The sequence below is a fragment of the Syntrophomonas wolfei subsp. wolfei str. Goettingen G311 genome, from assembly GCF_000014725.1.
GTDB classification, from domain to species: Bacteria; Bacillota; Syntrophomonadia; order Syntrophomonadales; family Syntrophomonadaceae; genus Syntrophomonas; species Syntrophomonas wolfei.
Window position 1 is genome coordinate 1,607,388 of the sequence record NC_008346.1, and the last position, 25,670, is coordinate 1,633,057.

The 25,670-nt window shown below is 45.1% G+C and carries 34 protein-coding genes; 10 read left to right on the forward strand and 24 right to left on the reverse strand.

Going from position 1 to position 25,670, the window contains the following annotated elements; all coding sequences use genetic code 11:
• Position 1: 1 nt before the first annotated feature.
• Positions 2 to 829 (reverse strand): 3-deoxy-7-phosphoheptulonate synthase, encoded by an 828-nt coding sequence (aroF, locus tag SWOL_RS07190; protein WP_011640794.1) that lies wholly within the window; start codon positions 827 to 829, stop codon positions 2 to 4.
• Between the two features lie 119 nt (positions 830 to 948).
• On the opposite strand from aroF, the gene SWOL_RS07195 reads away from it, so the two are divergent.
• The 6 genes from SWOL_RS07195 to SWOL_RS07220 all read left to right on the forward strand — a co-directional run bounded on the left by SWOL_RS07195 (position 949) and on the right by SWOL_RS07220 (position 4,873).
• Positions 949 to 1,155, forward strand: a complete 207-nt coding sequence (locus SWOL_RS07195) for an ABC transporter ATP-binding protein (RefSeq protein WP_011640795.1) — start codon at positions 949 to 951, stop codon at positions 1,153 to 1,155.
• 68 nt (positions 1,156 to 1,223) lie between these two features.
• Positions 1,224 to 1,613: a GntR family transcriptional regulator gene (locus SWOL_RS07200; protein WP_011640796.1), complete on the forward strand. Its 390-nt coding sequence runs from the start codon at positions 1,224 to 1,226 to the stop codon at positions 1,611 to 1,613.
• Positions 1,610 to 2,746: a DUF1648 domain-containing protein gene (locus SWOL_RS07205; protein WP_011640797.1), complete on the forward strand. Its 1,137-nt coding sequence runs from the start codon at positions 1,610 to 1,612 to the stop codon at positions 2,744 to 2,746. Before SWOL_RS07200 ends, SWOL_RS07205 begins: the two co-directional genes overlap by 4 nt.
• 108 nt (positions 2,747 to 2,854) lie before the next feature.
• The gene (locus tag SWOL_RS07210; RefSeq protein ID WP_011640798.1) at positions 2,855 to 3,301 is read left to right on the forward strand and encodes a DUF3887 domain-containing protein; all 447 of its coding nucleotides are present in this window, start codon (positions 2,855 to 2,857) and stop codon (positions 3,299 to 3,301) included.
• Positions 3,302 to 3,327: 26 nt separating this feature from the next.
• Complete coding sequence (locus SWOL_RS07215) at positions 3,328 to 4,179, forward strand: carbon-nitrogen hydrolase family protein (RefSeq protein ID WP_011640799.1); 852 nt, start codon at positions 3,328 to 3,330, stop codon at positions 4,177 to 4,179.
• A gap of 280 nt (positions 4,180 to 4,459) precedes the next feature.
• Positions 4,460 to 4,873: a secondary thiamine-phosphate synthase enzyme YjbQ gene (locus SWOL_RS07220; RefSeq protein ID WP_011640800.1), complete on the forward strand. Its 414-nt coding sequence runs from the start codon at positions 4,460 to 4,462 to the stop codon at positions 4,871 to 4,873.
• Positions 4,874 to 4,881: 8 nt separating this feature from the next.
• Here SWOL_RS07220 and aroH read toward each other — a convergent pair whose 3' ends face one another.
• The 13 genes from aroH to SWOL_RS15080 form a co-directional block, all read right to left on the reverse strand.
• A complete protein-coding gene (aroH, locus tag SWOL_RS07225; protein ID WP_011640801.1) occupies positions 4,882 to 5,244 on the reverse strand; it encodes a chorismate mutase in 363 nt (120 codons plus the stop codon).
• A gap of 22 nt (positions 5,245 to 5,266) precedes the next feature.
• Positions 5,267 to 5,683: a HutP family protein gene (locus tag SWOL_RS07230; RefSeq protein WP_011640802.1), complete on the reverse strand. Its 417-nt coding sequence runs from the start codon at positions 5,681 to 5,683 to the stop codon at positions 5,267 to 5,269.
• 562 nt (positions 5,684 to 6,245) lie between these two features.
• Complete coding sequence (locus SWOL_RS07235) at positions 6,246 to 6,746, reverse strand: hypothetical protein (RefSeq protein ID WP_011640803.1); 501 nt, start codon at positions 6,744 to 6,746, stop codon at positions 6,246 to 6,248.
• Between the two features lie 63 nt (positions 6,747 to 6,809).
• Positions 6,810 to 7,361, reverse strand: a complete 552-nt coding sequence (locus SWOL_RS07240; RefSeq protein ID WP_011640804.1) for a 2-oxoacid:acceptor oxidoreductase family protein — start codon at positions 7,359 to 7,361, stop codon at positions 6,810 to 6,812.
• Between the two features lie 2 nt (positions 7,362 to 7,363).
• Positions 7,364 to 8,107 (reverse strand): thiamine pyrophosphate-dependent enzyme, encoded by a 744-nt coding sequence (locus SWOL_RS07245; RefSeq protein ID WP_011640805.1) that lies wholly within the window; start codon positions 8,105 to 8,107, stop codon positions 7,364 to 7,366.
• Positions 8,104 to 9,162, reverse strand: a complete 1,059-nt coding sequence (locus tag SWOL_RS07250) for a 3-methyl-2-oxobutanoate dehydrogenase subunit VorB (protein WP_011640806.1) — start codon at positions 9,160 to 9,162, stop codon at positions 8,104 to 8,106. Before SWOL_RS07250 ends, SWOL_RS07245 begins: the two co-directional genes overlap by 4 nt.
• A 4-nt stretch (positions 9,163 to 9,166) precedes the next feature.
• Positions 9,167 to 9,382, reverse strand: coding sequence for a 4Fe-4S binding protein (locus SWOL_RS07255; RefSeq protein WP_011640807.1), 216 nt, complete (start codon positions 9,380 to 9,382; stop codon positions 9,167 to 9,169).
• A gap of 15 nt (positions 9,383 to 9,397) precedes the next feature.
• Positions 9,398 to 10,069: a hypothetical protein gene (locus SWOL_RS07260; protein WP_011640808.1), complete on the reverse strand. Its 672-nt coding sequence runs from the start codon at positions 10,067 to 10,069 to the stop codon at positions 9,398 to 9,400.
• 370 nt (positions 10,070 to 10,439) lie between these two features.
• On the reverse strand, positions 10,440 to 11,282 hold the full coding sequence (locus tag SWOL_RS07265; RefSeq protein ID WP_011640809.1) for an HDOD domain-containing protein: 843 nt from the start codon (positions 11,280 to 11,282) through the stop codon (positions 10,440 to 10,442).
• A 20-nt stretch (positions 11,283 to 11,302) separates the two neighbouring features.
• Positions 11,303 to 11,737: a hypothetical protein gene (locus SWOL_RS07270; protein ID WP_011640810.1), complete on the reverse strand. Its 435-nt coding sequence runs from the start codon at positions 11,735 to 11,737 to the stop codon at positions 11,303 to 11,305.
• A gap of 35 nt (positions 11,738 to 11,772) precedes the next feature.
• The gene (locus SWOL_RS07275; protein WP_011640811.1) at positions 11,773 to 12,678 is read right to left on the reverse strand and encodes a nicotinate-nucleotide--dimethylbenzimidazole phosphoribosyltransferase; all 906 of its coding nucleotides are present in this window, start codon (positions 12,676 to 12,678) and stop codon (positions 11,773 to 11,775) included.
• A gap of 3 nt (positions 12,679 to 12,681) precedes the next feature.
• A complete protein-coding gene (locus tag SWOL_RS07280) occupies positions 12,682 to 13,428 on the reverse strand; it encodes a pseudouridine synthase (protein ID WP_041427467.1) in 747 nt (248 codons plus the stop codon).
• A 207-nt stretch (positions 13,429 to 13,635) separates the two neighbouring features.
• Positions 13,636 to 13,767: a hypothetical protein gene (locus tag SWOL_RS15080; RefSeq protein ID WP_268873631.1), complete on the reverse strand. Its 132-nt coding sequence runs from the start codon at positions 13,765 to 13,767 to the stop codon at positions 13,636 to 13,638.
• A gap of 248 nt (positions 13,768 to 14,015) precedes the next feature.
• On the opposite strand from SWOL_RS15080, the gene folE reads away from it, so the two are divergent.
• Positions 14,016 to 14,594 (forward strand): GTP cyclohydrolase I FolE, encoded by a 579-nt coding sequence (folE, locus tag SWOL_RS07285; RefSeq protein ID WP_011640814.1) that lies wholly within the window; start codon positions 14,016 to 14,018, stop codon positions 14,592 to 14,594.
• Between the two features lie 268 nt (positions 14,595 to 14,862).
• On the opposite strand, the gene SWOL_RS07290 is transcribed toward folE, so the two are convergent.
• Positions 14,863 to 16,530, reverse strand: coding sequence for a formate--tetrahydrofolate ligase (locus SWOL_RS07290; RefSeq protein WP_011640815.1), 1,668 nt, complete (start codon positions 16,528 to 16,530; stop codon positions 14,863 to 14,865).
• A gap of 181 nt (positions 16,531 to 16,711) precedes the next feature.
• On the opposite strand from SWOL_RS07290, the gene SWOL_RS07295 reads away from it, so the two are divergent.
• Entirely contained in the window at positions 16,712 to 16,984 is a 273-nt protein-coding gene (locus SWOL_RS07295) for a type II toxin-antitoxin system Phd/YefM family antitoxin (protein WP_011640816.1), read from the forward strand.
• Positions 16,971 to 17,300 (forward strand): type II toxin-antitoxin system RelE/ParE family toxin, encoded by a 330-nt coding sequence (locus SWOL_RS07300; protein ID WP_011640817.1) that lies wholly within the window; start codon positions 16,971 to 16,973, stop codon positions 17,298 to 17,300. The genes SWOL_RS07295 and SWOL_RS07300 overlap by 14 nt, the downstream gene beginning before the upstream one ends.
• An 85-nt stretch (positions 17,301 to 17,385) precedes the next feature.
• Here SWOL_RS07300 and SWOL_RS07305 read toward each other — a convergent pair whose 3' ends face one another.
• From SWOL_RS07305 to SWOL_RS07345, 9 genes are all read right to left on the reverse strand, one after another.
• The gene (locus SWOL_RS07305; protein WP_011640818.1) at positions 17,386 to 17,922 is read right to left on the reverse strand and encodes a spore maturation protein; all 537 of its coding nucleotides are present in this window, start codon (positions 17,920 to 17,922) and stop codon (positions 17,386 to 17,388) included.
• Positions 17,923 to 18,516, reverse strand: a complete 594-nt coding sequence (locus SWOL_RS07310) for a nucleoside recognition domain-containing protein (RefSeq protein ID WP_011640819.1) — start codon at positions 18,514 to 18,516, stop codon at positions 17,923 to 17,925.
• Positions 18,517 to 18,619: 103 nt separating this feature from the next.
• Complete coding sequence (ytfJ, locus tag SWOL_RS07315; protein ID WP_011640820.1) at positions 18,620 to 19,030, reverse strand: GerW family sporulation protein; 411 nt, start codon at positions 19,028 to 19,030, stop codon at positions 18,620 to 18,622.
• A 2-nt stretch (positions 19,031 to 19,032) separates the two neighbouring features.
• Entirely contained in the window at positions 19,033 to 19,710 is a 678-nt protein-coding gene (locus SWOL_RS07320) for a DUF2953 domain-containing protein (protein ID WP_011640821.1), read from the reverse strand.
• Between the two features lie 54 nt (positions 19,711 to 19,764).
• Positions 19,765 to 20,334, reverse strand: coding sequence for a DnaJ family domain-containing protein (locus tag SWOL_RS07325; protein ID WP_011640822.1), 570 nt, complete (start codon positions 20,332 to 20,334; stop codon positions 19,765 to 19,767).
• Between the two features lie 73 nt (positions 20,335 to 20,407).
• Positions 20,408 to 20,923 carry an SMC-Scp complex subunit ScpB gene (gene scpB, locus SWOL_RS07330; protein WP_011640823.1) on the reverse strand — a complete coding sequence of 172 codons (516 nt, stop codon included), beginning with the start codon at positions 20,921 to 20,923 and terminating at the stop codon, positions 20,408 to 20,410.
• Complete coding sequence (locus SWOL_RS07335) at positions 20,924 to 21,637, reverse strand: segregation and condensation protein A (protein WP_011640824.1); 714 nt, start codon at positions 21,635 to 21,637, stop codon at positions 20,924 to 20,926.
• A gap of 33 nt (positions 21,638 to 21,670) precedes the next feature.
• Positions 21,671 to 22,294 carry a site-2 protease family protein gene (locus tag SWOL_RS07340; RefSeq protein ID WP_011640825.1) on the reverse strand — a complete coding sequence of 208 codons (624 nt, stop codon included), beginning with the start codon at positions 22,292 to 22,294 and terminating at the stop codon, positions 21,671 to 21,673.
• Positions 22,275 to 24,917 carry a CBS domain-containing protein gene (locus SWOL_RS07345; protein WP_011640826.1) on the reverse strand — a complete coding sequence of 881 codons (2,643 nt, stop codon included), beginning with the start codon at positions 24,915 to 24,917 and terminating at the stop codon, positions 22,275 to 22,277. The genes SWOL_RS07340 and SWOL_RS07345 overlap by 20 nt, the downstream gene beginning before the upstream one ends.
• A 154-nt stretch (positions 24,918 to 25,071) precedes the next feature.
• On the opposite strand from SWOL_RS07345, the gene SWOL_RS13580 reads away from it, so the two are divergent.
• Positions 25,072 to 25,560: a DUF2889 domain-containing protein gene (locus SWOL_RS13580; RefSeq protein ID WP_162010606.1), complete on the forward strand. Its 489-nt coding sequence runs from the start codon at positions 25,072 to 25,074 to the stop codon at positions 25,558 to 25,560.
• Positions 25,561 to 25,670 lie beyond the last annotated feature (110 nt).

Below are 25,670 nucleotides of genomic sequence, written 5' to 3' on the forward strand. Positions count from 1 at the left end.
TTTAAAGATTTTTTACCAGCCGAGAAATCCGGCTTACCTGTTCATACATCTTCAGGAAATTTTCCGGGGTCAAAGACTGTTTGCCATCGGAAAGAGCCCGGTCTGGATCCGGGTGCACTTCTACCATCAAACCATCCGCCCCCGCGGCTATGGCTGCGCGGGCCACGGGAGTAACCATTTTCCATTTCCCGGTAGCATGACTGGGATCCACAATCACGGGCAAATGGGAAAGCTCCTTGAGCAGGGCCACAGCCCCTATGTCAACGGTATTGCGTAAATAGCTTTCAAAGGTTCTGATTCCGCGTTCACACAAAATTACATGGGGGTTTCCCCCATCCAAAACATATTCCGCCGCCAGGAGCCACTCTTCTATAGTCGCAGACAATCCGCGTTTTAGCAGTATAGGCTTATGCAATTTTCCCAGCTCTTCTAGCAGGGAATAGTTTTGCATGTTTCTGCTCCCCACCTGCAAAATATCAATATTATCACCAAGAAGCTCCAAATCCCGGACATCCATTATCTCTGTCACTAGAGGCAGCCCCGTAATACGGCGGGCTTCCAGCATTATTTCCAGACCTTCCCGGCCCAAGCCCTTAAAGGAATATGGGGAGGTGCGAGGTTTAAACAAACCTCCGCGCAAGGCGTGAGCACCAGCCTCCTGGAGAAAGCGAGCAATCTGCAAGTAGCCTTCTTCGCTTTCCACCGCACAGGGTCCGGCAATTATCGTACAATACCCCTCACCGATTAGTAAAGGTTCTGCTCCACTATCTATTTTAATATGGGTATAGCTTCCTTTTCTGTCCCATGAAGCCAGTTTAAATGGTTTCATTGCATCATCTCCAGCTATATTGTACAACAAAGAAGATAAAAACGCTTAATCAGTTTGGAATAATTGATAACATTTAATACTTGTCTCCACTGTAAAAACCCCTTTTTGTTGCATAAAGATTGCATAAAAGCGTGCTGTTCTCCACCCATATCACTACTGATTTGGAACGGGTGGCGGATTATATCTGTTTTATCAACCAGGGTCGAATCGTGCTCTGCCAAAGTAAGGACGAAATGCTGCAGGGACATGTGCCGGTAAAGGGGGGATTTGGAACGGCTAAGCCCGGAGGCGAAAAAATGTTTATCGGCTTGCTCTCAAGATATTGACAACATATTATAGTTGTTATAGATTGTATATAACAGATAACGAATTACGGCAGTAGCAGGAGGATAAAATGTTCTTGGCTATTGATTTTCAATCCGATATCCCAATATATATCCAATTGAAGCAGCAGATCATTGCCGGCATTGCCAGGGGCGAACTAAAAGAAGGGGAAGAACTGCCCTCCGTACGCCAGTTGGCTCAAGACATCGGAATCAACCTGCATACCGTCAATAAAGCATACAACCTTCTAAAGGACGATGGCTTTATTCTTATGGACAGAAGAAAAGGCGCGTTAATAAACAGCCTGGAAAACATGGCGGATGAGGATTTCAAGTTCAGGCTGCGGGAAGAGATTAATCCCCTGATAGCCCAGGCATTTTGCAAGGGCATGACGGAAGAGGAGTTGCTGTTGGAAATAGGCGAGATATATCGTAGTTATTCTCAAGGAGTAAAAAGATGAACTATGAAATGATCATCTGGGCCATTGTGATAGTATTTATCCTTATCCTTTTTATTATAAAACTGGTCACGCCTCAGATTGTACGCCGGGAGATTTTTTTCGGCGTCCGCTTGCCGGAAAACCTGCTTGGTGATTTAAGACTGGATGATTTCAAAAAGGCCTATATAAGAAATTACTTGTCGTTTTGCGGGCTTTATACCATCTTGTTCTGCGTAACCCTGGCAAAATTTCCGAGCAACGCTATATTATTGGGTGGGCTAATTGTTTTTTTGCTTTTATCCACCTGGCTCTACTACCTGAGCCACCAGAGGGTTAGAGCATTTAAAAAAGCCAATGAAGCTCACATGCTGAACAGGAAGCAAGTAGTAATGGTAGATACCAGTTTCAGAAGCGATAAAAGTAATCGGCCTCTACCTGCAAAAGCATGGTTTATAATATCGCTGTTTATTATCGGCTTTAACCTGCTGGCGGGTTATCTGGCTTATGATGAACTGCCTATAGTGGTACCTACCCATTGGAATGCTCAAGGTGAAATTGATGGAGGGGTGTTTAAAACCTGGGGACTGGTCTTCCTTTTTCCTCTGCTGCAAATCTTTATTACGGGATTCATGTTTTTACTCTACCAGGCGGTGGGATGGTCAAAGCTGCAAATTAGTACACTTAATCCAGCAGATTCCCGGGAAAGAAACCGCATTTTCCGTTTTCGCTGGGGTGCCAACATTATCTTTTTGAATATTCTTATCTTACTGGTAATTAGCCTGTTAAACCTGTTCGTACTGCAGCTTATCCCGGTCAATGTACCGGTCTTGTTATTTGTCCAACCGCTGCTCATAATTCTTGTTTTGCTGGATATCCTCTTTATGGCGGTATGGACCGGTCAGGGCGGGAGCAGGCTTAATACGGGGTCAGTCAATTACTGCCAGGATAACGACATGGCCCTGGATGATGATAAAGACTGGATTGGAGGGCTGCTTTATTTCAATCCCCGTGATCCGGCTTTGTTTGTGGAAAAACGCTTCGGCATCGCCTGGGGTTTGAATTATGGAAACATAAAAGCCTATATGCTAATAGCCTCGCTAACCGCAGCCTTCTTTCTCCTGGATTCGATTATAGAGCTTTTGCTCTTTTATTAATCTCCTACAGTGCTTAAAATCCAATCTCCTGGGGGTGGTGTTTTAAATCAAGTCGAGGTTTTGATAAGAGAAGATGGAGAGTAAAAAATAAGGAAGGATGGATGGTTAATGTTATGGAGAAAAATAGCTTTATTGGTGCTAGGCGTAATAATGCTTTGTTCTTTGGCGGCTTGCGGGAATAAGGTGGACAGCAAGGCAGTAAGGGAGTATGCTGACGAGATAACGGAAAAAATGCTGCTGGCCTACAATGAGGATAATTATGAACAGTATATTGCCCATACCGACAGTCAATTCAAAGCAGTGGTCAGCGAGGATAAAATGAAGGAAGGCAATGAAATGATCCGGGGGAAGATAGGCGATTATGTCCCCGGTTCCAAAAAGTTCAAGGATGCGGTAAAAACTTCCCAGAAGGAGCAGAAGTACCTGGTAGTGCGTTATAATGCCAAGTTTACCGATGAGAGCGATGATGTGCTGGTAACCATGATCTTTGACGATAATGAAGCCCATGAGGTAGGCGGAATATTCTTCAATTCGCCCAAACTGCGGGAGCAGTAGGAAATATAATCAACGGAGGTGTTCCCATGGATAAGACTTTATCCCTTTCCATCTGCCAGATGAAAACAGGAAACGATAAGGATGAGAATTTGAAAAAAGCGGGGGAAATGATTGCCGCTGCGGCCGGAGAAGGGGCGGAAATGGTGGTATTGCCCGAGGTTTTTAATTCGCCTTACCAGGCGGAGCTTTTTCCCCGTTATGCCGAGCCTTTTCCCGGCCCCAGCACGGATTTTTTAGCTGCGGCGGCTTGCAAGCATGGTTTGTGTATTGTAGGTGGCTCTATAATCGAAAGGGATAGCCAGGGTAAAATATATAACAGCAGCTTTGTTTTTGACGAGCGGGGAGAACTTATCGGACGCCATCGCAAAGCCCATCTTTTTGATATCGATATCCCCGGCCGGATTTCCTTTCGGGAATCAGATACATTGAATGCTGGGGAGAATATTACTATTGTCCACTACAAATCCCGGCTGTTCGCTTTGATGATTTGCTATGATTGCCGTTTCCCGGAACTTGCCCGGGCTGCAGCCCTGGAAGGAGCAGAGTTGCTGGTGATTCCGGCCGCTTTCAACACTACCACCGGTCCAGCCCACTGGAAACTCCTGATGCGCTGCCGGGCGGTAGACAACCAGCTATTCGTGGTTGCCGCCTCTCCGGCCCGGAACCCCTCCGCCAGCTATCAGGCCTGGGGACATTCCCTGGTGGTTGACCCCTGGGGGGATATACTGCAGGAAGCTGGGAGCGGTGAAGAAATCATCCATGCCCGGCTGGACTTTTCCCGGCTGGAACAAGTGCGGCAGGAGCTGCCTCTTCTCCGGCAGCGGCGAAAGGATTTATACCGACTGGATTATAAGGCACCAGGAAACGGGATAGTTTAAAGAGCAGGACAAGGGCAGGACAAGGGGACGTTTCGTTTGTCTTATTTCAACGGTTCAAGCAACAGGACAAAGGGACGTTTCGTTTGTCTTATTTCAACGGTTCAAGCACGACTGGTATTTTACTTTTCATCACTGTTTTTTCATTCACACTGTTCTTTTATCCACCCGGAACTTAGTTACATCTTAATTACATCTGTCAGAATACTGCTTGAGTGCCAGGTCGCTATTTAGATAGGGGCATGGGTAATTAATTTGAAGAACAAAGGAGGTTATAATAAACATGAAATTTCACACTGAATACCTGTGGTTCAACACCCAAAAACGCCGGGAATATATCCGCATTACCGGGCAGGTGCGGGATGCCTGCCGTAAAAGCGGCATCAAGGAAGGCATGATTCTGGTTAGTGCTATGCATATAACCGCCGGGGTCTATGTGAACGACAATGAAAGCGGAATCATAATGGACATGGACCAGATGCTGGAATCGCTGGCCCCGTTTGGCCCCGACTATTTTCATCATCGTACCGGGGAAGATAACGGTGATGCGCATTTGAAGAGCCTGCTTCTCCACCACCAGGTTATTGTACCAATAACTAATGGGGACCTGGATCTCGGTCCCTGGCAGGATATCTTCTACGCCGAGTTCGATGGGCAGCGCAAAAAGCGGGTTATTATCAAGGTTATGGGTGAATAAAAGGATCCTTATCGATTCAGGTCTCTTCTGAGCGAACGGGCTGCTTTGAGGTAGATATGCTTTATTTCCTGCTGGCTTTTTTCGGTGTTGACATGCAAGAGTACCCTTATGCACCGGGGTAAAGAATCCGGCACCTCAATTTCCTGGAAGCATAGGAGCGGCACTTTATCCCAACCGATGGCGCGTGCCGCCGCTGCCGGGAATGCAGATCTGATATCAGCGGTTACTGTAAACAAGGCACTGGCTACCTCTTCCACCGTAAAAGCATTTTCCTTCTGCATTTGCTGCAGCAATTCCCGTGTTGCCCGCAATATCTCTTCAGGCCGGTCCTCGTTGACAGTAGTAGCTCCCCTTATGCCTCTCAGCTGCATAATCAAACCCTTTCCCTTAAACTCAGGCTACTGCCCGGTGTCCCAAGCCGATAGCCACTTCGTCCAGGTGCAACAGGCCAATTCCCAAGAAAATAGCCACACTGACATGATCTTTATGACGAGCCACCCCAATTTTACCCCCGACATTCAGACCCAGAGCCTTGGGCATAATCTGGGCAATGGCTTCCCTGGCGGCTCCGGCAACGGCCCCTTCATCAGCATGGGCATCTTTAATTACTCCCTCTCTTTTGGCCGCCACTACCGCACGCTCAACAATCTTGCCCACCGAACTTATGAATTCTCCACCATAATCGACCGCTACAGCCTTGACCTCCCAATTCTCCAGCAGCTCTTTTTTTAAGCGGGTTTCCTCCTGCCGGGAAGCAGTCAAAGCCATCTTAATAGCTGCGGTTGATACAATCTTGCTTCCTATTTCCACCGGCCATCCCACCTTTTTCTAATATACTAATTATCCCATGCCCCCAACCTTAATAGCGACATCCGAAGGATGGAACACCAGGAGTACCCAAAGGGTGCAACCTTAATAGCGACATCCGAAGGATGGAACACCAGGAGTACCCAAAGGGTGCAACCTTAATAGCGACATCCGAAGGATGGAACACCAGGAGTACCCGCAACCTTAAATAGCGACCGCAGGGAGCATCAGGCGTACCCGACAGGGTGAAGGGTGCAACCTTAATAGCGACCTGGCACTCAGAAAACATCATGGGTTAAACAATATATTGAGATTGAGTGCCAGGGAACACCAGGAGTACCCGACAGGGTGGAAGCCATAAGAGTAATAAAACGTTGAAATTAGTTGTGCTTGAATCATTTTAATAAGACAAACGAAACGTCCCTTTGTCCCGCTCCCTTTGTCCCGCTCTGTCTCTTAATAAGACAAACGAAACGTCCCTTTGTCCCGCTCCCTTTGTCCCGTTCTGTCTCTTAATAAGACAAACGAAACGTCCCTTTGTCTCGGCCCCCAGTCCATCCTTTCTCTATTTTACTATAATTTTACCTATCATGGCTATGCTCTGGTTGCTGGTGAATGTTTTTCCTTTTTCGGGGTAGGCCAGGTTCGAGGAGCAATCTTTAACTATGAAGCTAAGGGGAAAATTATAATAACTGGTATCTATTTCAACTACATCACCAGCGTTTAGTTCCAGGGCAACTTCTCCATTGGTAAATTTTGCCCTTTCTTCCCCATTTACCATGATTATTGCATGGGGTAAAGAAGAGAATTTTTCTACTTGCAGGGTAATTTCCGCCCGGGGTGATTCTAGCGCCTGGCTATTAGGGTTCGCAGAATTCTTCGGGCTGTCAGCCGGGAAATTGTTTACGGGGAATTCTATGGTTTGCCCTTCCATCCGCTCCCCCAGACTCAAATAAAAACGCCAGGAGTCCTGGGTCATAGCCCCTTGAACTACTACTATTATCAATACGGCCAGGATTATAGCCCGTATCAGGAATTTCTCCACCTTTTCCACAAATCGTTTCAAACTATCACTTCCGGGACATTTTTTTCTATCTTATGCCCCGGTTAATAAGATTATCCCTGCTAGCTACCAGTTCTTGCGGGCATATTCTACCCCGGCTAAAAAAGCCTGGCGGTTTTTTCGAATAATCTCCTCTCTTTTCCCGGAAAAAATCTGTTCAAAATGTTCCAGGGCCTCTTCGACTTCCACCACCCGGGTTTTCTCCAGGTAAGCTCCCAGAAGTATCATATTGGCCCCACGCAGGTTATCCAGTTCTTCTGCCAGTTGGTTAACCGGTACTTCCAAAACAGTAAGGTCATCCCGCCGACATTTCCGGTCAACCATGCTGGAATTGATAAATAAAATACCGTTAGGCTGAACCTTATTTTCAAAACGATCCAAGGATGGTTTGTTCATAATTACCGCCATAGAGGGATTCTCCGTCAGGGGAGAGCTGATTTCTTCACTGGCTATGGTTACCAAACAGTTAGCGGTTCCACCGCGCATTTCCGCTCCATAAGAGGGGACCCAGGTAACATTTTTTCCGGTACCCATGGCTGCATAAGCCAGGAACTGGCTCATGGATAAAACCCCCTGCCCACCAAAACCGGCAAAGAGAATCTGTTTCTCGCTTTCCATAATTATTTTTCCTCCTTAACCTTGAATTCCCCCAGAGGATAATAGGGTATCATATTTTCCTCTACCCACTTCATAGCCTCCACCGGGCTAAGCCCCCAGTTGGTAGGACAGGTGGAAAGTACTTCGACCATAGAAAAACCCAGGCCTTTAGCCTGCGTCTGCAAAGCTTTTTTTATCGCCCTTTTCGTTTTAACTACATTTGGGGGGTCATTGACCGCCGTCCGGCATATATATGCGGAACCTTCGTTCTGAGCCAGTAGTTCGGCCATTTTTGCCGGGTAGCCCTCCCAGTCTTTGCTCCGTCCGTAGGGTGAAGTAGTAGTTACCTGTCCTAACAGGGTGGTAGGAGCCATCTGCCCGCCAGTCATGCCGTAGAGGGTATTATTTACAAAAATAACGGTAATTTTTTCTCCCCGTAAGGAGGCATGAACGATTTCCCCCATGCCGATTGAAGCCAGGTCACCGTCCCCCTGGTAGGTAAACAGATAACGGTCAGGCAAAAGCCGTTTTATCGCCGTAGCAATTGCCGGTGCCCTCCCATGGGCTGCTTCCAGCATGTCGCAATTAAAATACTCATAGGCCAGAACCGAACAACCTACCGGGCAAATACCAATAGTTTGTTCTCTTATTTTCAACTCATCCAGGCATTCAGCGATTAGACGATGAATAATCCCATGGGTACATCCCGGACAATAATGAAATTTGGCATCGGTTAGGCTTTCTGGTTTTTTAAATACGGTTTTCATAGCAATCCCTCCCTTTCCGCAATAAACAGCAACTGCCGGGTAATCTCTTCTGGATTGGGAGTGAAACCTATGCGCCCGTAAAACTCAACCGGGATTTTCCCCCCTGCCGCCAAGCGGATATCTTCTACCATCTGTCCCATGTTGATCTCCACCGACAGAATAATCCGCGCTGTCCTGGAAACGGCCTGTATATGCTCATCCGGGAAAGGCCAGAGCGTTACCGGTCTGATCAAGCCCGCCTTGACTCCCTTCTTTCTGGCTTCCATTACGGATTTCTTAATTATCCGGGCTAAAAGCCCAAAAGCTACTACAACTATATCCGCATCATCTAACAAAAAAGACTCGGCTCTCTTTTCATTCTCGCTAATCATTCTATATTTTTCCGTCAGATGGCGATTTCTTCCTTCTAACTCCTCCTGGGTCAGGTGCAAGGTATTGATTACATTGGGTTTCCTCCCCACACAACCGGTAGTGACCCAGGGTTTATCCGGAAATTCTGTGACCGCTTCCCGGACAATAACCGGTTCCATAAGGTTGCCCAGGGTCCCTTCCGCCATTAGCATCACCGGAGTACGGTACTTGTCCGCCAGCTCGAAAGCCAGAATAGCCAGATCCATCATTTCCTGAGAGCTGGATGGGGCCAGAACAATTATACGATAATCTCCATGTCCTCCGCCGCGAGTAGCCTGGAAATAATCCGCCTGGGAAGGTTGTATACCACCCAGGCCCGGGCCACCCCGGGAAACATTTACTATTAAACAAGGTAGTTCGGCTTCAGAAATAAACGAAATGCCCTCCTGTTTCAAGCTGATTCCCGGACCTGATGAAGCTGTCATAACCCGGGTACCGGTCGATGATCCGCCGTAAATCATGTTAATAGCCGCCAGTTCACTTTCAGCCTGAATGAATGCTCCTCCGATTTTGGGCAGTTTCCTGGCCATATATTCCGCAATTTCACTGGAGGGGGTGATGGGATAACCGAAAAATCCCCGGCAACCGGCAATTAATGCCCCTTCGGCCAGTGCTTCATTTCCTTTCATCAATACCTTTTTCATACCATCACTCCCTTTCTACCTGAATGACGAGATCCGGGCACATTAAGCCGCAAACCCCGCAACCGTTGCATTCATCCGGCTGCAAAAGCATTACCGGGTGAAAACCCAAAATATTGATGGTATGATCGTCAAAAACCAGTATATTTTTCGGACAAAACTCTACACATAATCCACAGGCTTTACAGCGATCAGCAAAAAAAATAACCCTGCCCCTGGCCATACTACATTCCTCCCCCTATATGTCCTGCAACCAGGTAGGCCGCAAATGCAATATCAGTTTTTTAAGAATACTGCCGTAACGGGGAAGAAGTTGATCCCAGAACCTTTCCTCAACGCATAGGAATTTTACCGGTAGTTGCAGAAAAGCCGCAAATTCCTGCACCTGCCTGTGCCCCTCAATAATCGTTTTCAGGTTAGTCTCTTCCACTAGATTGGGATTACTAATTATTCCGGTAATTCTAACCCGGGCAGCAAGTTCAATCAACTGTTTCACTTGGCTTACTCCGTCCAAATCAGAGGAAAAAGGGCGATAAGGGTTTAAGACTAAAAAAACTTCGATCTCCTCCCGCCTTTTTACAAAGCGGCTCAGGTATCCCATAACCAGAGAGCCGACTTCATCCCCTCCAAGATCAATAAACAAGTGATTTTCCTGTTGAATAAGGGCAATAATCTCTGCGGGAATACTGGGCACATCCCCGAAAGACAAGTCTCCGCCTGGGCCAAAGAGTTTAACTCCCGCTTTTTCTAAAACTTGTCCTACTTCCCTGGAGGCAAAAAACGGATTTACCATGTCCAGGTCAGCCAGTACTACCTCTGCAGCTCTTTTTGCTTCCTCTAAAGCGAAATTAATCGCTACTTCACTTTTGCCGCTGCCGAATCCACCTGCGAATACAGCAATCTTTCCCAAATACTTTCCCCTTAAACCGAATTCTTATTGGGTAATAATAATACAGGATACCCGTAAAATCAACCATAAAGTATTTTTTCTAGGTTTTGCCTTATTCAAGACATTAATAGATGTCAGTAAAGATCCTTCGAAAAATGAGCGTTTATGAGATAAGTGAGACACGAGGATTAAGGCATGAGATGTTTAAGCATCGGAAGAAACTGCGGAGCATTTTATATGTATATATACATTTTTTCTTTTAATGGATATAAGTAACAGCCCTGGCTAAAAATTCAGCTAAAACCTTTTAGTTGGGAGACAGGTCATGCGCTTTCGGTCTCTTTGGTTTTTCCTTCGCTTGGTTTATTATAATCTCTCATCTAGTCAGCTATTAAAAACTCTGCTGGTCGGAGAAGACATCTACCAGCTCGGATATGGTTCTTTCTACCTGGATTTCATCGAAATTCAAAAGCTTCATGGCTTCTTCCGATATAGGATAGAGCATCCCATCAATGCCGATTCCTATGCCCATACTGACACAGATAGCATCAGCCAGGTGAACAATAGAAGTAAGCCGTTGGTTTAATACCGCATCCTGGGGATTATGATGTAAAGCAATGCTTTCCACCAACTCCGAGGGAAGATTCCATTTTTCCGCAACACGGGCTCCAACCTGGGCATGGTTAAATCCAAAAACCTCATTTTCCGCTTCCATAAAGGAGATATTATTTTCGTCCACCCGGGCCACCACCTCATGATAGGCTTCTTTCATGTGATCATTTAGGATTACCTTGCCAATATCATGCAAAAGAGCTGCCGTATAGGCCAGGTCGAGACTGCCAAACTTGCATTTTCTGGCTATCATGCGGGCAGCAATGGCCGAACACTGCGAATGCCGCCACAATTCACCATGCTCCAGAGCATAACCCTCCATTTCCCGGTCAAGGATATTACTTACGGAAACTGCCAAAACTATACTGCGGATGGTTTTAAAACCCAGAAATACAATAGCATCAGTAACCGTGGAAATCCTACGGGGAAAGCCGAAAAAAGCGGAATTTGCTAACCTTAAAACCCGTGCTGTCATAGCCTGATCCTGATTTAATACATTACTTATATCCTGAACAGTTGAATCGGGATCCTCAGAAAGCTGCATTATTCTGACTACAATATGAGGCAAGGCCGGTAGTTCATTAACGGCTTCCACTATCGAATCCAAAGTAATCTTATTCAAAATGTCAGCCTCCCTCTCGTTTACTTCCAGTTGTCCAATCTTTTTTCAATGTAATCCCGGTAATTTATAAGCTCTTCGGAAATCCTCAATAATAACTTTTCTATTTCCGATCGGGAAAGGGTTATTTCCTCCGGTTCAATCAATTCAACTGTCCTGAATTCTTCTTTCATGGTAAATCTAATGGCATCTTCCATGGAACTGGCAGTAAAGGTGATAAATACTGGGGCAAAACAGATCTGTTTACCGGTGATTTCATCATATATTGAATATACATCCTGGCTCATATCAATGTCATCTATATGTACGCCCTGTACAGGAATATTGCGAATAAGTGAGGCTTTATGCTGCCGCAATTCTTCCGCCAATTGCTCCGGGCTTTTTCCTCCCCACAACAGACGACCGGATTTACTTTTCCCCATAAAATCAAAACGGACTCGCATCTGCAGTTTGGTCAATTCTGCTCCCCCATTCGTATTTGCTACTTAACAAACTAATTTTCTATTGAAAATAACACTTCCGCCAAAAACATGGCAATGGCAGCCACTAAGCCTTCTCCATAATTTAGAGCAAAATCGAAAACCGGCTTTAAACCCAGTTGCTCAAGAACTGGCCCGTGGCCAGGTTCCCCGGTAGTACTGGGAGCAATCAAAAAAGAGGGCACTCGGCTATTTATCCGGCTGGCCAAAAGGGCGGCCACCGCAGTAACATAACCATCCAACATTATGATCTTCTTGTTTTTTACCGCTGCTAAAATGAAACCGGTTAATGCTGCCAATTCCATACCCCCAAAACGAGCCAGCAAGTCAATAACATCATTGGGGTCAGGAGAACGCAGGTCTATCGCTCTAGAAAGAATATCGATTTTTCTATTTATTACTTTATCACTGGCAGAACCGCTGCCTACCAGGTATTCCAATTCTAATCCCGTAATAATTGCCGCTAATCCTGCCGCACAAAGGGTATTACCTATACCAATTTCACCTACCCCTATTATATCAAATTTTTCCGCTGCAACATCCTCCCAGGCTGATAGTCCTACTTCAAGGCTTTTTTCCACCTGAGCTTTTTCCAAAGCATCATTATAGAGGAAATTCTTACTACCCCGGGCTATATTCCGCTGCAATATTTTATCATCATTTACCTTATGGCATAAACCCACATCCACTATTATTTCTTGCTTTCCTAAGCGATTTAGTAAAGCCGCAGTAGGGCTTTTACCTTTCAGGTGGCCTATGACAATATCCCGAGAAGTGAGCGGAGGATAGGAACTAAAATTCTCCAGGCTAACACCATTGTCTCCAGCAAAAATCAATACTGCGTAGTTATTAATCCCCTGTGGCAATTGTTTAATCCTATTATTTAAAACAGCAAACTTTCCCAAGTGCGATGAATTCATGGCTTATTTCCCTGACTGCCTGGCCAGCATTATCAGACTCTCTACTTCCGAAGCTGTCAAAAAGCGAAACTGGCCCCGGGGCACTCCTTCCAGAGTTAAGAAGGCCAGGGCTGTCCTTTTTAGTTTTGTTACCCGGTGTCCAACTGCCAGGCACATTCTTTTAATCTGCCTCTTTTTCCCTTCATGAATTTCTAATTCCAACAGACTTTGTCCTTTCTTGCTGCTTAGCAACCTTACCCGGGCAGGAGCAGTAATACCATCCTCCAAAGCCACCCCTTGCTCCAATTGCCTTATAGTATCAGGCTTAACTAAACCCTGTACCCATGCTTCATATTTTTTGGGAATTAAATAACGGGGATGGGTCATCAGGTTGCTAAATTCACCATCATTACTTAGCAGCAGCAAGCCTTCGGTATCATAGTCCAACCTGCCCACGGGAAATACCCGGGTATTTACAGCGCTAAGCAAATCAATAACCCGGGGCCTTCCCTGCGGATCAGCAAGGCTGGATATATAACCGGCAGGCTTATGCAATAATAGGTATATCTTATCCGTCTGCTCAATAATCTTTCCCGCAAATTCAACCCGGTCACCAGGTTTGAGAGTAAAAGCCAGTTCAGTTATGGTTTTATCGTTTACCTTGACCTTGCCCTGGGTAATTAATCTTTCCGCCTGCCTGCGGGAGGATATCCCAGATTCAGCCAGGTATTTGGCCAATCTCAATCTATTCTTCTCCTTTGATAAAATCATATTTGGCTCTATATTCTACGAAATTTATGCTTAATCCTTTCAATTTTCCGATAATTACTTAATGTATCAAGAATATGTTCTTTTTTACATACTTTTCTACCAGAAATTTGCCATAGCTTAGTGGAGGACAGGTATGGGGACCTTCCCCTGCTTTGCTAATTGCAGGGGAAAGGCGCCCCAACGGGACGCCTTTGCTAATTATTGAGTCTACTGTTTCTCCTGCTTTTTCTTCTTCCGTACTGGTGCGCCAATCATTTCATCTTTTTGGGCCTGAAAGCGCTCAATCCCATCCGGATAAATACTTTCGTCTTTCCTGCTTTCCTTCTTATTTTTAGCCACAACTATGCCTCCTTTAGCTTACTAATTATTTGTGCAGCTTTTTTAGTTTTTCCCGCAGAAAAGGTTTTAACAAAAAAAGAATTGGAAACACTCTTTTTTCTAGCAATAACAATTTATTTTTACAACTTTGATTTCCTCAGCATGGAAGAAGCTAATACGGTAAAAATATTAGTGATTATCTGTTATTATATTTTAATAGGGGAAATCAGCAGATAATTGTTTTTTAGATAACTTGGAGGATGAGCAAGATGCAAAAAAAAGTAATAGATGAAGCCAAAATTGAAGAAGCTGTTCACATGATACTGGAAGCAATTGGGGAAGACCCGGAACGGGAAGGCTTGCAAAACACCCCGAAAAGGGTAGCTCGCATGTATAGAGAGATATTTGCCGGTATGAATTCTAACCCCAGGGAATTCCTGCAGGTTTCCTTTACAGAATTTCATGATGAACTGGTATTGGTAAAGGATATTCCCTTGTATTCGATGTGTGAACACCACTTGCTTCCCTTTTATGGCAAAGCTCATGTAGCCTACATCCCCCGCGGTGGTAAAGTGGTGGGAATAAGCAAGTTGACCCGGGTGGCAGAAGCCTATGCCATGCGCCCCCAGTTGCAGGAAAGACTTACTTCCCAAATAGCCGACTGTATAAACGATAGCTTAAAGCCTTTTGGGGTGGCAGTAGTAATCGAAGCGGAACACATGTGCATGACCATGAGAGGTGTACGCAAGCCGGGAGCCTTAACTGTAACCTCTGCCGTTCGTGGAATTTTTGAGACCAGGCCTGAAACCAGGGCTGAAGTCTTCTCTCTTATTAACCAGAAAATCTAAATGACACCAGGGATTTCTCCCTCGTGTCATTTGCTAAATTCTTATTCACTTATCTTTCAGTATTAACCCCCATGGCCAGAGGCCGCAAATAACGATGAAAAGTGAGTTAGTAGGGGCTTGAATAGTAAGATGTAGCAGGAAACATCCCCTCCTGACGATCGACGACTGGCGACCTTTTCATATTAAACCCCATGCCCAGGGGCTACAACCGCCGATGAAAAGTGAGTTATATCAAAATATATCAGTAGAATCGTCCCTTTGATATATTTTAAAATAAGCCTACTATCTCCCCGTCAGGCTTTATATCAATATTCTCCGCTGCCGGTACTTTGCCGAGACCTGGCATGGTCATAATATCTCCCGCCAGAGCAACCACGAATCCTGCTCCCGCCGATAACTTGACTTGTCTTATATTTACCTCAAAACCCGTGGGTCTTCCTAGTAGTTGAGCATTATCCGAAAGAGAATATTGGGTTTTGGCTATGCAGACCGGGAGGTCCCCAAAACCTGATTCTTCATATTTTTGCAGCATCCGCTTGGCTTCCGCCGCGTATTTTACACTGCCGGCACCATAAATCTCCCGGCATATAGTTTCTATCTTGTTCTTAAGGGGCTGGTTTAATTCGTAAAGGAACTTGAATTGACTCCCCTGTTCGGTAGCCAATACCAATTTTTCAGCCAGGTCAATGCCGCCTTCTCCTCCCTGGGCCCATACCCGGGAAATAGAAACTGCGGTTTGCATAGCCGCACACTGCGAGAATACATAGTCAATTTCTTTACTGGTATCGCTGGGAAATTCGTTCAGGGCCACAACTGCAGGAACGCCAAATTTTTGGATGTTCTCCAGGTGTTTTTTCAAGTTTTCCATACCCTGGGCCAGTGCTTCCAGGTTTTCTTCGCCCAGTTTATCTTTTTTTACTCCCCCATGATGTTTTAATGCTCTAATACTGGCAACCAGTACCACAGCATCAGGTACCAGCTTGCCATAACGGCATACAATATTAAAGAATTTTTCAGCTCCCAGGTCAGCACCGAAGCCGGCCTCAGTCACCATATAATCAGCCAATTTAACCCCCAGGCGGGTAGCCACTATACTGTTGGCTCCATGGGCGATATTGGCAAAAGGCCCCCCGTGAATAAAAGCCGGGGTGTTTTCCAGCGTTTGTACCAGGTTAGGCTTGATAGCGTCTTTCATTAAAAGAGCCATGGAACCTGCTGCTTTCAGATCGCCAGCCGTGATAGCTTGCCCCTGCTGACTATAGGCCACAACAATTTTGGCAAAGCGTTCTTTCAAATCCATTAAATCGGTAGCCAGGCAGAGGGCGGCCATAACTTCGGAAGCCACCGAGATGTCGAAACCTGATTCCCGTGGAACCCCATTGATTCTCCCCCCCAGGCCCAGCACAATATTTCTGAGAACCCTTTCATTCAAATCCATTACCCGGCGCCAGACGATTTGGCGAGAATCAATATCCAACTCATTACCCTGGTGCAAGTGGTTGTCCATCAGGGCTGCCAGCAGATTGTGGGCTGTAGTCACAGCATGGATATCCCCCGTAAAGTGAAGATTGATATCTTCCATAGGTACCACTTGGGCATAACCACCCCCGGTAGCACCGCCCTTGATTCCGAAAACGGGACCCAAAGAGGGCTCGCGCAGGGCTACAATAGCTTTCTTCCCAATTTTATTGAGAGCCTGTCCCAAGCCAATAGTAGTTGTTGTCTTGCCTTCCCCTGCCGGGGTAGGGCTAATAGCGGTAACCAGTACCAGTTTCCCTTGCGGCTTGTCTTCTATTCTCTTCATAATATCAAGAGAAATTTTGGCCTTATAGGACCCGTAAAGTTCCAGTTCGTTTGGCTCGATACCAATCCTGTCAGCAATCTCCGTAATAGGCTGCATTTTTGCGCTTTGGGCTATTTCCACATCAGTTTTCATCAAATACTTCCCCCATTACCACATTTTTTGATTATTCTTGCCAAAAACAATTTTATAGTATTTTTTCGATCAGGGCAAATATATAGTGATTTTGTTCCGCTGCGTATAGCCTTCAAAATTATTGCCTATAAGGGAATTATTATGATAGAATAATGATATAATAATTCAGGAGGCGATTTCTGTGATTATAAAAGCTTCTACATCTCTACGAAATGACTATGCTACGATTTCTGACTTGGCCCATAGAGAGGAAGAACCGATATATATAACTAAAAACGGTGAAGGTGATTTAGTCGTTATGAGCATTGAAGCCTTTGAGCGGCGCGAAGAAACATTGAAGCTACGCGCTAGACTGGAGGCTGCAGAAAGATCGCGTCTGGCGGGAGATGCCACCTATACGATAGAAGAATCCAGAAAGCGTTTGGAGGCGATCTATAACCGTGAGGACGCATAAGCTGAAAATCTTAACATCAGCACAGAGGGAACTGGAGGAAATCGCTCTTGTCCATTTAGGGCTTGTCGGCCCTGATTCAGCACGAAATATCACTGATAAAAGTCTTGAATCTTTGGAACGACTCAAGACTTTCCCACTTTCCGGTTCAATTCCGAGGGACCGGGTTATTCGTGAGGCGGGATACCGCTATGTTATATCTGGGAAGTATATAGGTGTTTATAGACTTATTGGCAACACCGTATTTGTATACCACATCGTACACGGAGCAACAGACTACCCCCGTCTGCTTAAAGATTTAGAGAATACCCCTGAGTAATTGGAATTCTCCACAAAAACGCGCCCCACTCGTTAATGCTACGCTACACCAACAAATTGCTCCACAATTTTTTCGCTGCTAAATATTAGCGGAAGAGCAGGTTGCATATATACACCGAAGCTAGAAAACCGCTTATATCAGCGGTTAGACCAGTCAGGAGAGCATAACGGTATTTCTTAATCCCTACCGAACCGAAGTATACCGTCAAAACAAAGAAAGTAGTATCAGTAGTTCCCTGCATAACTGAAGCCAGTCGACCAATATGGGAATCCGGACCATATATTTTCATAATTTCCGTAGACATTCCCAGAACAGCACTGCCGGAAAGGGGACGCATTACGGCCAGAGGAAGGATTTCAGAAGGAGCGCCAATGAGGGCGGTCAAGGGGGCAACAGCCCGGCTGAGGTAGTCCATAGCACCGGAAGCACGAAAAACAGAAATAGCCACCATCATTCCCACCAAAAAAGGTATGATTTTAACTGCCGTATAAAAGCCCTGTTCCGCACCTTCTACAAAGCTTTCATAAACGGGAACTTTTTTAAGCATGCCGTAAAGGGGCACAGCTAAAAGAAGAAAAGGGATGGCCCATTTGGATATCAGGGTGAGAATGCTTAAAAGCACTTAGCCTTTACCCCCCCAGGGACTGCGCGTACGAAACCAATAATCCAGGCTAACGGCCAAAAGCATGGCAATACTGGTAGCAAAAATACAAGCCCCCACTATTTCTGTAGGATTGGTCGATCCCAAAGATACCCTGACCCCAATAATTGTGGCCGGAATAAGGGTTATACATGAGGTATTTAAAGCCAAAAAGGTGCACATAGCAGTGGAGGCTTCTGAAGAATCAGAATTTAGCTTTTGCATTTCCTGCATAGCCCGCATACCAAAAGGAGTAGCAGCATTGCCCAAACCTAAAATATTAGCGCTCAAATTCAGTATTATAGCCCCCAAAGCCGGGTGTTCCGGAGGAATGCTAGGGAATAAGCGCAACATCAAAGGTTTCATTAAGCGGGCCAGGGCCTGTATCAATCCTCCCTTTTCAGCTATCTTCATAATGCCTAACCACAGAGCCATTATACCCACCAGGTCGATACATATTTTGACCGCCCCCTGGGCAGCAGAAAGAGCAGCTTCGCTTACCACTTCTATATTACCGTTAAGAGCAGCCACTATGATTCCTGAAGCCAGCAACAGAAACCAAACAATATTCAGCAAATCTACCATCCCCTCAAACACTGCTGTTCTTTTTGAAGAGTATGATTTTGCTGAATAAATTAGAACTTGCCCTTACTGTCACCAGAGTAAATGCTAAAACTACTTAAATCTCGGAAAATTTATTCTTTTTCTTAAACAATCCTTCCATTTTATCTATAATCTGAGGAGCCAGGTCTATAACCCGTTCCGCCAGGTGATTGCCAGTAACCGATAAGAGCCGTACATCATTCATTCTTACTACCAAAAAACCCATGGGCCGCACTGATACACCCGCGCCACTGCCGCCCGCGAAAGGCAATTCTGTATTTTTTGATGTTGCTGTTAATTCGTATTCGCCTCCACCTGCGGCAAAACCACAAGCAACCTGGGAGATGGGAATGATGACCGTACCATCATTGGTCTCCACCGGATCTCCAACCACCGTGTTTACATCCACCATATCCTTAATGCTCTGCATGGCTGTCTGCATAAGGCTTTCAATAGGGTGGTTCTGCTTTTTGTCCTGTAATTCCATGCTTATACCCCCATCATTGATTTAAGAAATGCCAAGACTCTGCGCCCTTTAAAAGAAGCTCTTTTTCTTTTTGCTCTGTCCTTCTCAATTAAGCTATGCAGCAGCAGTCTGACAACTATAATCATAATATGTACTGTTCGCATCTTTACTATGCAGTCCAAGTGGCTGGCGAACTTTATTTCCGAAAAATCCGGCTGCACTTCAATTTTTATTTCCTCCAAACGACTGCGTGCGCTGATAAGGCCAATAAAACTTCCTTTTATAGCCCATAAGCCACCAGTACAAATAGCGGTATCCATAGCATTTTCCAATCCAATAATAGTTTTCCATTCCAGTTTTTCAATCTGGAGTTTTTTATGGCCGGCTAGAACTACATCAAATATACCGATGCGAGAGAAATACCCTGATTCATCATATTGCTGCAGGTCAGAAATAAAGAGAGCAGCTTTTTTACAGATATCTTCCACAGAGAGCTTAAGCTGGCTATCAAAGCGGTAGTGAAGGCTTTGGCGGAAGGGCTGGAAAAGAGGTTTTAATTGAATTAGCAGTTTTTTGCTTTTATCATTGCTTTTGTTTTCAGCAGGTAGTAGTTCAATAAGTATTTCAACCTTTAGATATATTAATAAAATCAAAGCTAGTCCCAGAGCAAATAATAACAAACAGATGTACAAGGCCAGCATTTCTTCAAGTCTCCTGTTTTTCCATATTATTCCCCAGCTTGAAGGCCTTATGCATTACTGTTTATTTGGATTATGTTTTAGTTCCTCAATAAGCTTTTCTACACTGGAAATAACCTTATATATCTCATCATCTATCTTCATATTGGGTCGACCCATGCGGAAAAAAGGACAGTGTAAATTGTAATCACTAATCTTTTTATCAATCCTTTGCAGAGTGAAGCGGCTTTCCGAATAGAAATGAGCCTTTTTACTCTCAAATCTCCGTTCTGCTGGCGAACTATGTCCCTGGGAATAGAATATGGCAGTATAACGCTTAAAATATTCTACTTCCTTCCAGAATTTATCTATTTCATGGTCAATTTCTTTACCCAGTTCAATCCAATATGGAGCAAAATCATTATCTTTTAAAATTTTAAAGGTCATACGCAATTCCGGGGGCTCAAAAGGGTTCTCCTCCAAAGAAATAGGCTTTCCACTTCCTTCCAGGTTGTTGAATTCCCCACGCTCCTGAGCTTTGCGAATCTGGTTTTCTACCAGGTCCTGTGTACTGCTCATATAGCGAGCCAATCTCTTTCCCTGTTGGGCCTTAATTTTTATCTCTTCCTCAATAGACCTTTCCGCCACCGGCTAATCCTCCTTTAAAACTGAAAAACCCGTTTTGGTAGCATTGGCTTGCCAATTTTCCTTTTTAAAACAACTACAATTCTTCTAAATCGGGCAGTTCTTTGAGGTTGGTCAGGCCAAACACCTTTAAGAACTCCTCCGTAGTAGCATAAAGAATTGGTTTCCCCAGTACCGCCTTATGCCCCGCTTCTTGAATCAGACCTTTTTCCAATAAAGTATTGACTATTCTATCACTCTTGACTCCCCGTATCTGCTCTATTTCCAGGCGGGTTATCGGTTGGCGGTAAGCCACAATTGCCAGGGTATCCAGAGCAGCAGCCGATAAACGCTTTTTTTGCGGTTTCTCCATACGGGCAAGTATGTCTGAATAGGCCGGGCGCGTACAAAGCAAATAGCCGCCATCAAGCTCAACTATCTGCAGCCCGCCTCTTATATTATTATTATACTCCAGAATCATTTCCTGCAATATTTCTTTTAATTCTAAGAGAGGGATATCCAGTATTTCCACCAGTTCATCCATTCCCACTCGACCAGCCCGAACGAAAAGAACTGCTTCCACCGCAGCTTTAATCTGATCCCGCATCAACATTTAGACCGCCACCTGTAAGCGTATTTTTATTTCCCCAAAGCTTTGTTCCTGAATGGCTTCCACCCTTTGCAAGCGTATTAATTCAAGTAAAGCTAAAAAAAAGGCCAGGGCTTCCCTGAGACTAATAACTCCCTGGAAAAGATCTTGTAAGATCAGCCCGGCTTTCCCTTTTTCCAGCCGTTCAACTATCTCTTCCATTTTTTCACTGATATTTACATCTCCCTGGGGAAGCCTGAATTTCTCTTCCTGTTCAGGCAAATCCCTCAGTAGAACCTGAAAAGAGCGCCACAATTGAGCTGCATCCCCAACCAATTCCTCAATCCCTGAGATTTCGTCCTCGCTATCACGAAAGAATACCCGGGGAAAGTTACCATTTTGGTATGACAATAAATACTCGGCCAGCTTTTTATACTTTTTGTAGTCCAACAAGCGCTGCACCAACTCTGCCCGGGGATCGGAATCCTCTTCCTCGGTCAATTCCACTCTGCTGGGCAGCAACATCCGCGATTTCAGATTCAACAGATAAGTAGCCATTATCAGGAAATCACCCATCTGCTCCAGGTTAAGTTCTCCCGTTTGCTGCAGGTATTCCATGTACTGGTCGGTTATGGTGGCTATAGGTATATCATATATTTCCAGTTGTTCCTCATCAAGCAGATAAAGAAGCAAGTCCAGGGGTCCATGAAAAGACTCCAAATCTACTACATAATTCATATATTCCTCCTGATCGAGCTTAGCGGAGCAGCCTTAGAACACAATGGCATATAAAAGCGTATTCAAGAAACCGGCCAGTGGCAAGAAAATATAAGCTGCAGCTCCAGTTATGATAAGCAACAAGAGTATCAATGGCCCATAAGGCTCCAGGGAATAAAACATTTCCGCCCCAGAATCCGGCAGTAAGCCAGCTACTATTTTGGAGCCATCCAGAGGCGGTAAGGGTATCAAGTTAAAAGCCGCCAGAATCAAGTTAATATATATCAAAGGGTGAATCATGTTTATGGTCATTATAGCCCATTCCTGTCCTTGAAACGGAAGCAGGTACTTGTAAGCCAGCATGCCCAGAAAAGCTAAGAGAATATTCATGCCCGGTCCCGCCAGCGAAACCAGCATCATACCTTGTTTGGGGCTTACATTCTTAAAATTATAAGGGTTTACCTGTACCGGTTTGGCCCAGCCAAAATGAAATAAGATAAGCATAAAAAATCCTACCCAATCAATATGTGGCAAAGGATTAAGGGTCAGTCTCCCCTGGTAATAGGGGGTGCTATCACCCAAAATATCAGCTACCTTGCCATGAGCATACTCATGGAAGGTCAAGGCAATCATTATAGCTGGTAATGCTATTAACATTTCACTCAGCGACTGGATCATTATTAAACTTCCCTTCCGATATCCATTTTTTCACCATTTGCAGCTCTTCCTCGCGGTTCTTAATTATTCCATTGAGTTTCTGCCGGTATAATTCATCAAAAATGAAGCGGAACTCAGGCCCTTGTTTTAGTCCCATCTCCTTAAGGTCAAAGCCGTTAATCTCTACTTTTACCTGCTCCTTGAGGTCGAGGTAGTTAACAAGCTTTTCCCAAAGCAGTTCATCCTTGATGGATAGGAGCAAGAGAACCATACTTTCATTGCTCCAGCCATCCAGCCTTTGATCCATTTCACCCGGTAAAATTTCACGACTTTCCCACAGATATTCCACTATCTGCGGTACTTGCCGGGACTCCTGTATGGCTTTACGGGCATAATTGTCCAAATGGTAGCGTTTAATGATTTGGATTACCAGTTCTTCATCCAAGCCTGCCAACAAAAGCATAAAATAAACCAGCCAACCCTTAATGTTTTTCCCGTAATAACGTTCCTCCCACCAAGTGATAATGATGGGGGTTCTCTTAATCATGGTCCGGCTTACTTTATTAAGGTCTATTTCCGGAATCATATACTCCCATACCCCGATTTCCATAATACGATCCAGGGCCGGAAGGGGGTCTATCTCACTGAGCAAGAGCATCAATTCCTGTATAATCCTCTTGTAGCTAAGTTTACCCAGTAGTCTCCGCTCTATGGCATCCTTGGCAAAGCGCAGGGTATCATCCTCAATAGTAAATTTATAACGCTGCTCAAAACGGATGGCTCTTATTATTCGCGTCGGGTCTTCCACAAAACTCAAATTGTATAAAATGCGGATGAGACCTTTTTCCAGATCCTTTCGCCCGCCAAAATAATCAATCAGGTCCCCAAAACTATCCGGATTCAAGGCTATAGCCAGAGTATTAATGGTAAAATCGCGGCGATACATATCCTCCCTAATAGAAGCCTTTTCCACCTTGGGCAGAGCAGCAGGAAACTCGTAGTATTCAGTTCGAGCAGTCGCTATATCTATTTTCGTGCCATCCGGCAGCATGAGTGCCGCCGTACGAAAGCGCTGGTGAATCCTTGCTTTCCCCCCCAGATGCTGGGCCATTTTTCTGGCTAGTTCTTCCCCATCTCCTTCCACTACCAGATCAACATCAAAATTGGGCACACGCAAGAAAAAGTCACGAACAAAACCTCCCACACAATATGCCCGACTGCCAATAGATTCAGCTATTTCACCGGCCAAGCGCAGTGTAGCAATAAGCCGAGAAGGCATTCTTTCCTGCATAATGGCTAGGCAGTTCTGGTTTTCCTCCCCGGTGAAAGAATAGAGGACTTCGTGATCCTCGGGGTAATCATCACCATGCAGAGTTCTCAATATGTCTGTACGAGATACTATTCCCATCAATCTATCATTATCAGTAATCGGCAGCCTGCCCACATCATATTCTACCATCATCCGTTGTATTTCACCCACCGGGGTATCCGGAGTTACGGAAAGAACTCCACTGCTCATAAAGCCTTTTACCGGGGCGTGACCCAGTTCATGAATTTTGGCTTTGTCCACATCCCGGCGGGATATTACCCCAATCATATTTTCTCCTTCAACTACCGGCATTCCCGTATGCCCGTAGCGTAGCATAATACGACCAGCCTCCTCCATACTTATGTTTGGGGGAATAGTTTTTACCGGGGTTGACATTATATCCCGGGCTAACAAACCAGGCTGAACCGCTTTTCCCAATTCGGCCATGATAATCTCCCGCACTTCAACGGGGCTTTTTCCCTTTACAATTACGGACGCGGCCCGGTCATGTCCCCTACCGCCAAGCTTTCTTAAAACCTCGTTAACCTTCACATTATTGCTTCGGCTGCGACCGACTACATTTACCTTACCCTGCATTAGAGCCACAGCAAAGGCTACATCGCAGTTTTCTATTTCCAGCAGGCGGTAAGTTACCGTATCCAAGCCAGGGATAAATTCGTTGCTGTCCCACAGTGCTATTACTACATCAATATTTTTAATTAAATAGTGCTGGGAGGAATTGAGTAAGACATGCAACAACTCCCTTTGTTCGCCGGAAAACGGCTGATCCATAAAGTTGGCCACCACCGACAGATTTGCTCCCCGGCTCAAGAGATGAGCTGCTGCGGATATATCTCTGGGAGTGGTGGAGTTGAATAAAAGACTACCGGTATCTTCGTAGATACCCAGGGCTAAAATAGTGGCATCAAAGGCACTCAGCTTGATATTGCGCTCCATTATCTTTTCTACCAGAAGAGTAGTGACAGCGCCCACTTTCTCCACTTCACTAATACTGGCTGGCAAATCATCAAGCGATGGTGGGTGGTGGTCATATACATAAAAATCCATACCTTCCTGCGAAGCCAGCTCTTTCAGGTGGCCTAATCGATTAGCGCTGGCAGTATCCACCACTATCATCCTTTTAACCTGTTTTAAATCTATTTCCTTGGGATACTTGATAGAAAAAAGGTCTTTGTACAGGGCCATAAACTGCCGTATGTTTTTCGAAAGTGTACCAGAAAATACCTTTACTGCACCTGGATAAAGCTTACCTGCAGCCACCATGGCCGCCAGGCCATCAAAATCCAGGGCATTATGTGATGTTATTATTTCCACAATAGTACTCCTCTGCTTAAGATAACTGCATTATATCATACCTTGATGGGCTTGCAGAATTATGCGCTTAGAAGTAGAAAAACTATTGTTTTTAATCCACAACTTTCCTATAATTATGGGCAAGCATTTTTTTCGGCAGGGGGTTACTGAGAAAGTGTATGAAAAAATAGAAAAGTATAGTGTTGCACCGGTTTTTAATACCGGCTTTGAAGTCAAGGGGCAATGGAAAGATGATCTGCACAATATTCATTGCCGCCTGGTTTTTGATTTTGACAGCTTTAAAATTATTGAGGCTGAAGCCTGGGCTGAGAGTACCCCTTTTCCCATCTGTCCACAGGGATTAAAGAGTATTTCCAACATTGTGGGAAGCACCGTGGGTCCTGGATTTAACCGCATAGTCACAGAGAATATCATGGGGAAAGAGGGTTGTGTTCATCTAGGCGAGCTGGTCATGAACTCGGTAAAAGCTCTGGTGCAGGCTGCTTCCCGTGATAAGCCGGAATGGGTGGAAACAGCGGACTATACCCAGCGTTGGAATGATTGGATAAGGATGTACCAGGATCAGTGCATATTCTTTTCCCAGCCGGGTGTCTTCGAAAACTCCCAGGAAGAAATCCAGACAGCCTTCAGGAGCAAGAAATAGCATGAGCAGATGACGGAAAGCGGAAGGCGGATGACGGAAGGATGACTCACTGCAAAAACCCCTCTTAATGCAGAAGGGTTGCATAAATATACATGGGTACGGTTCTACTG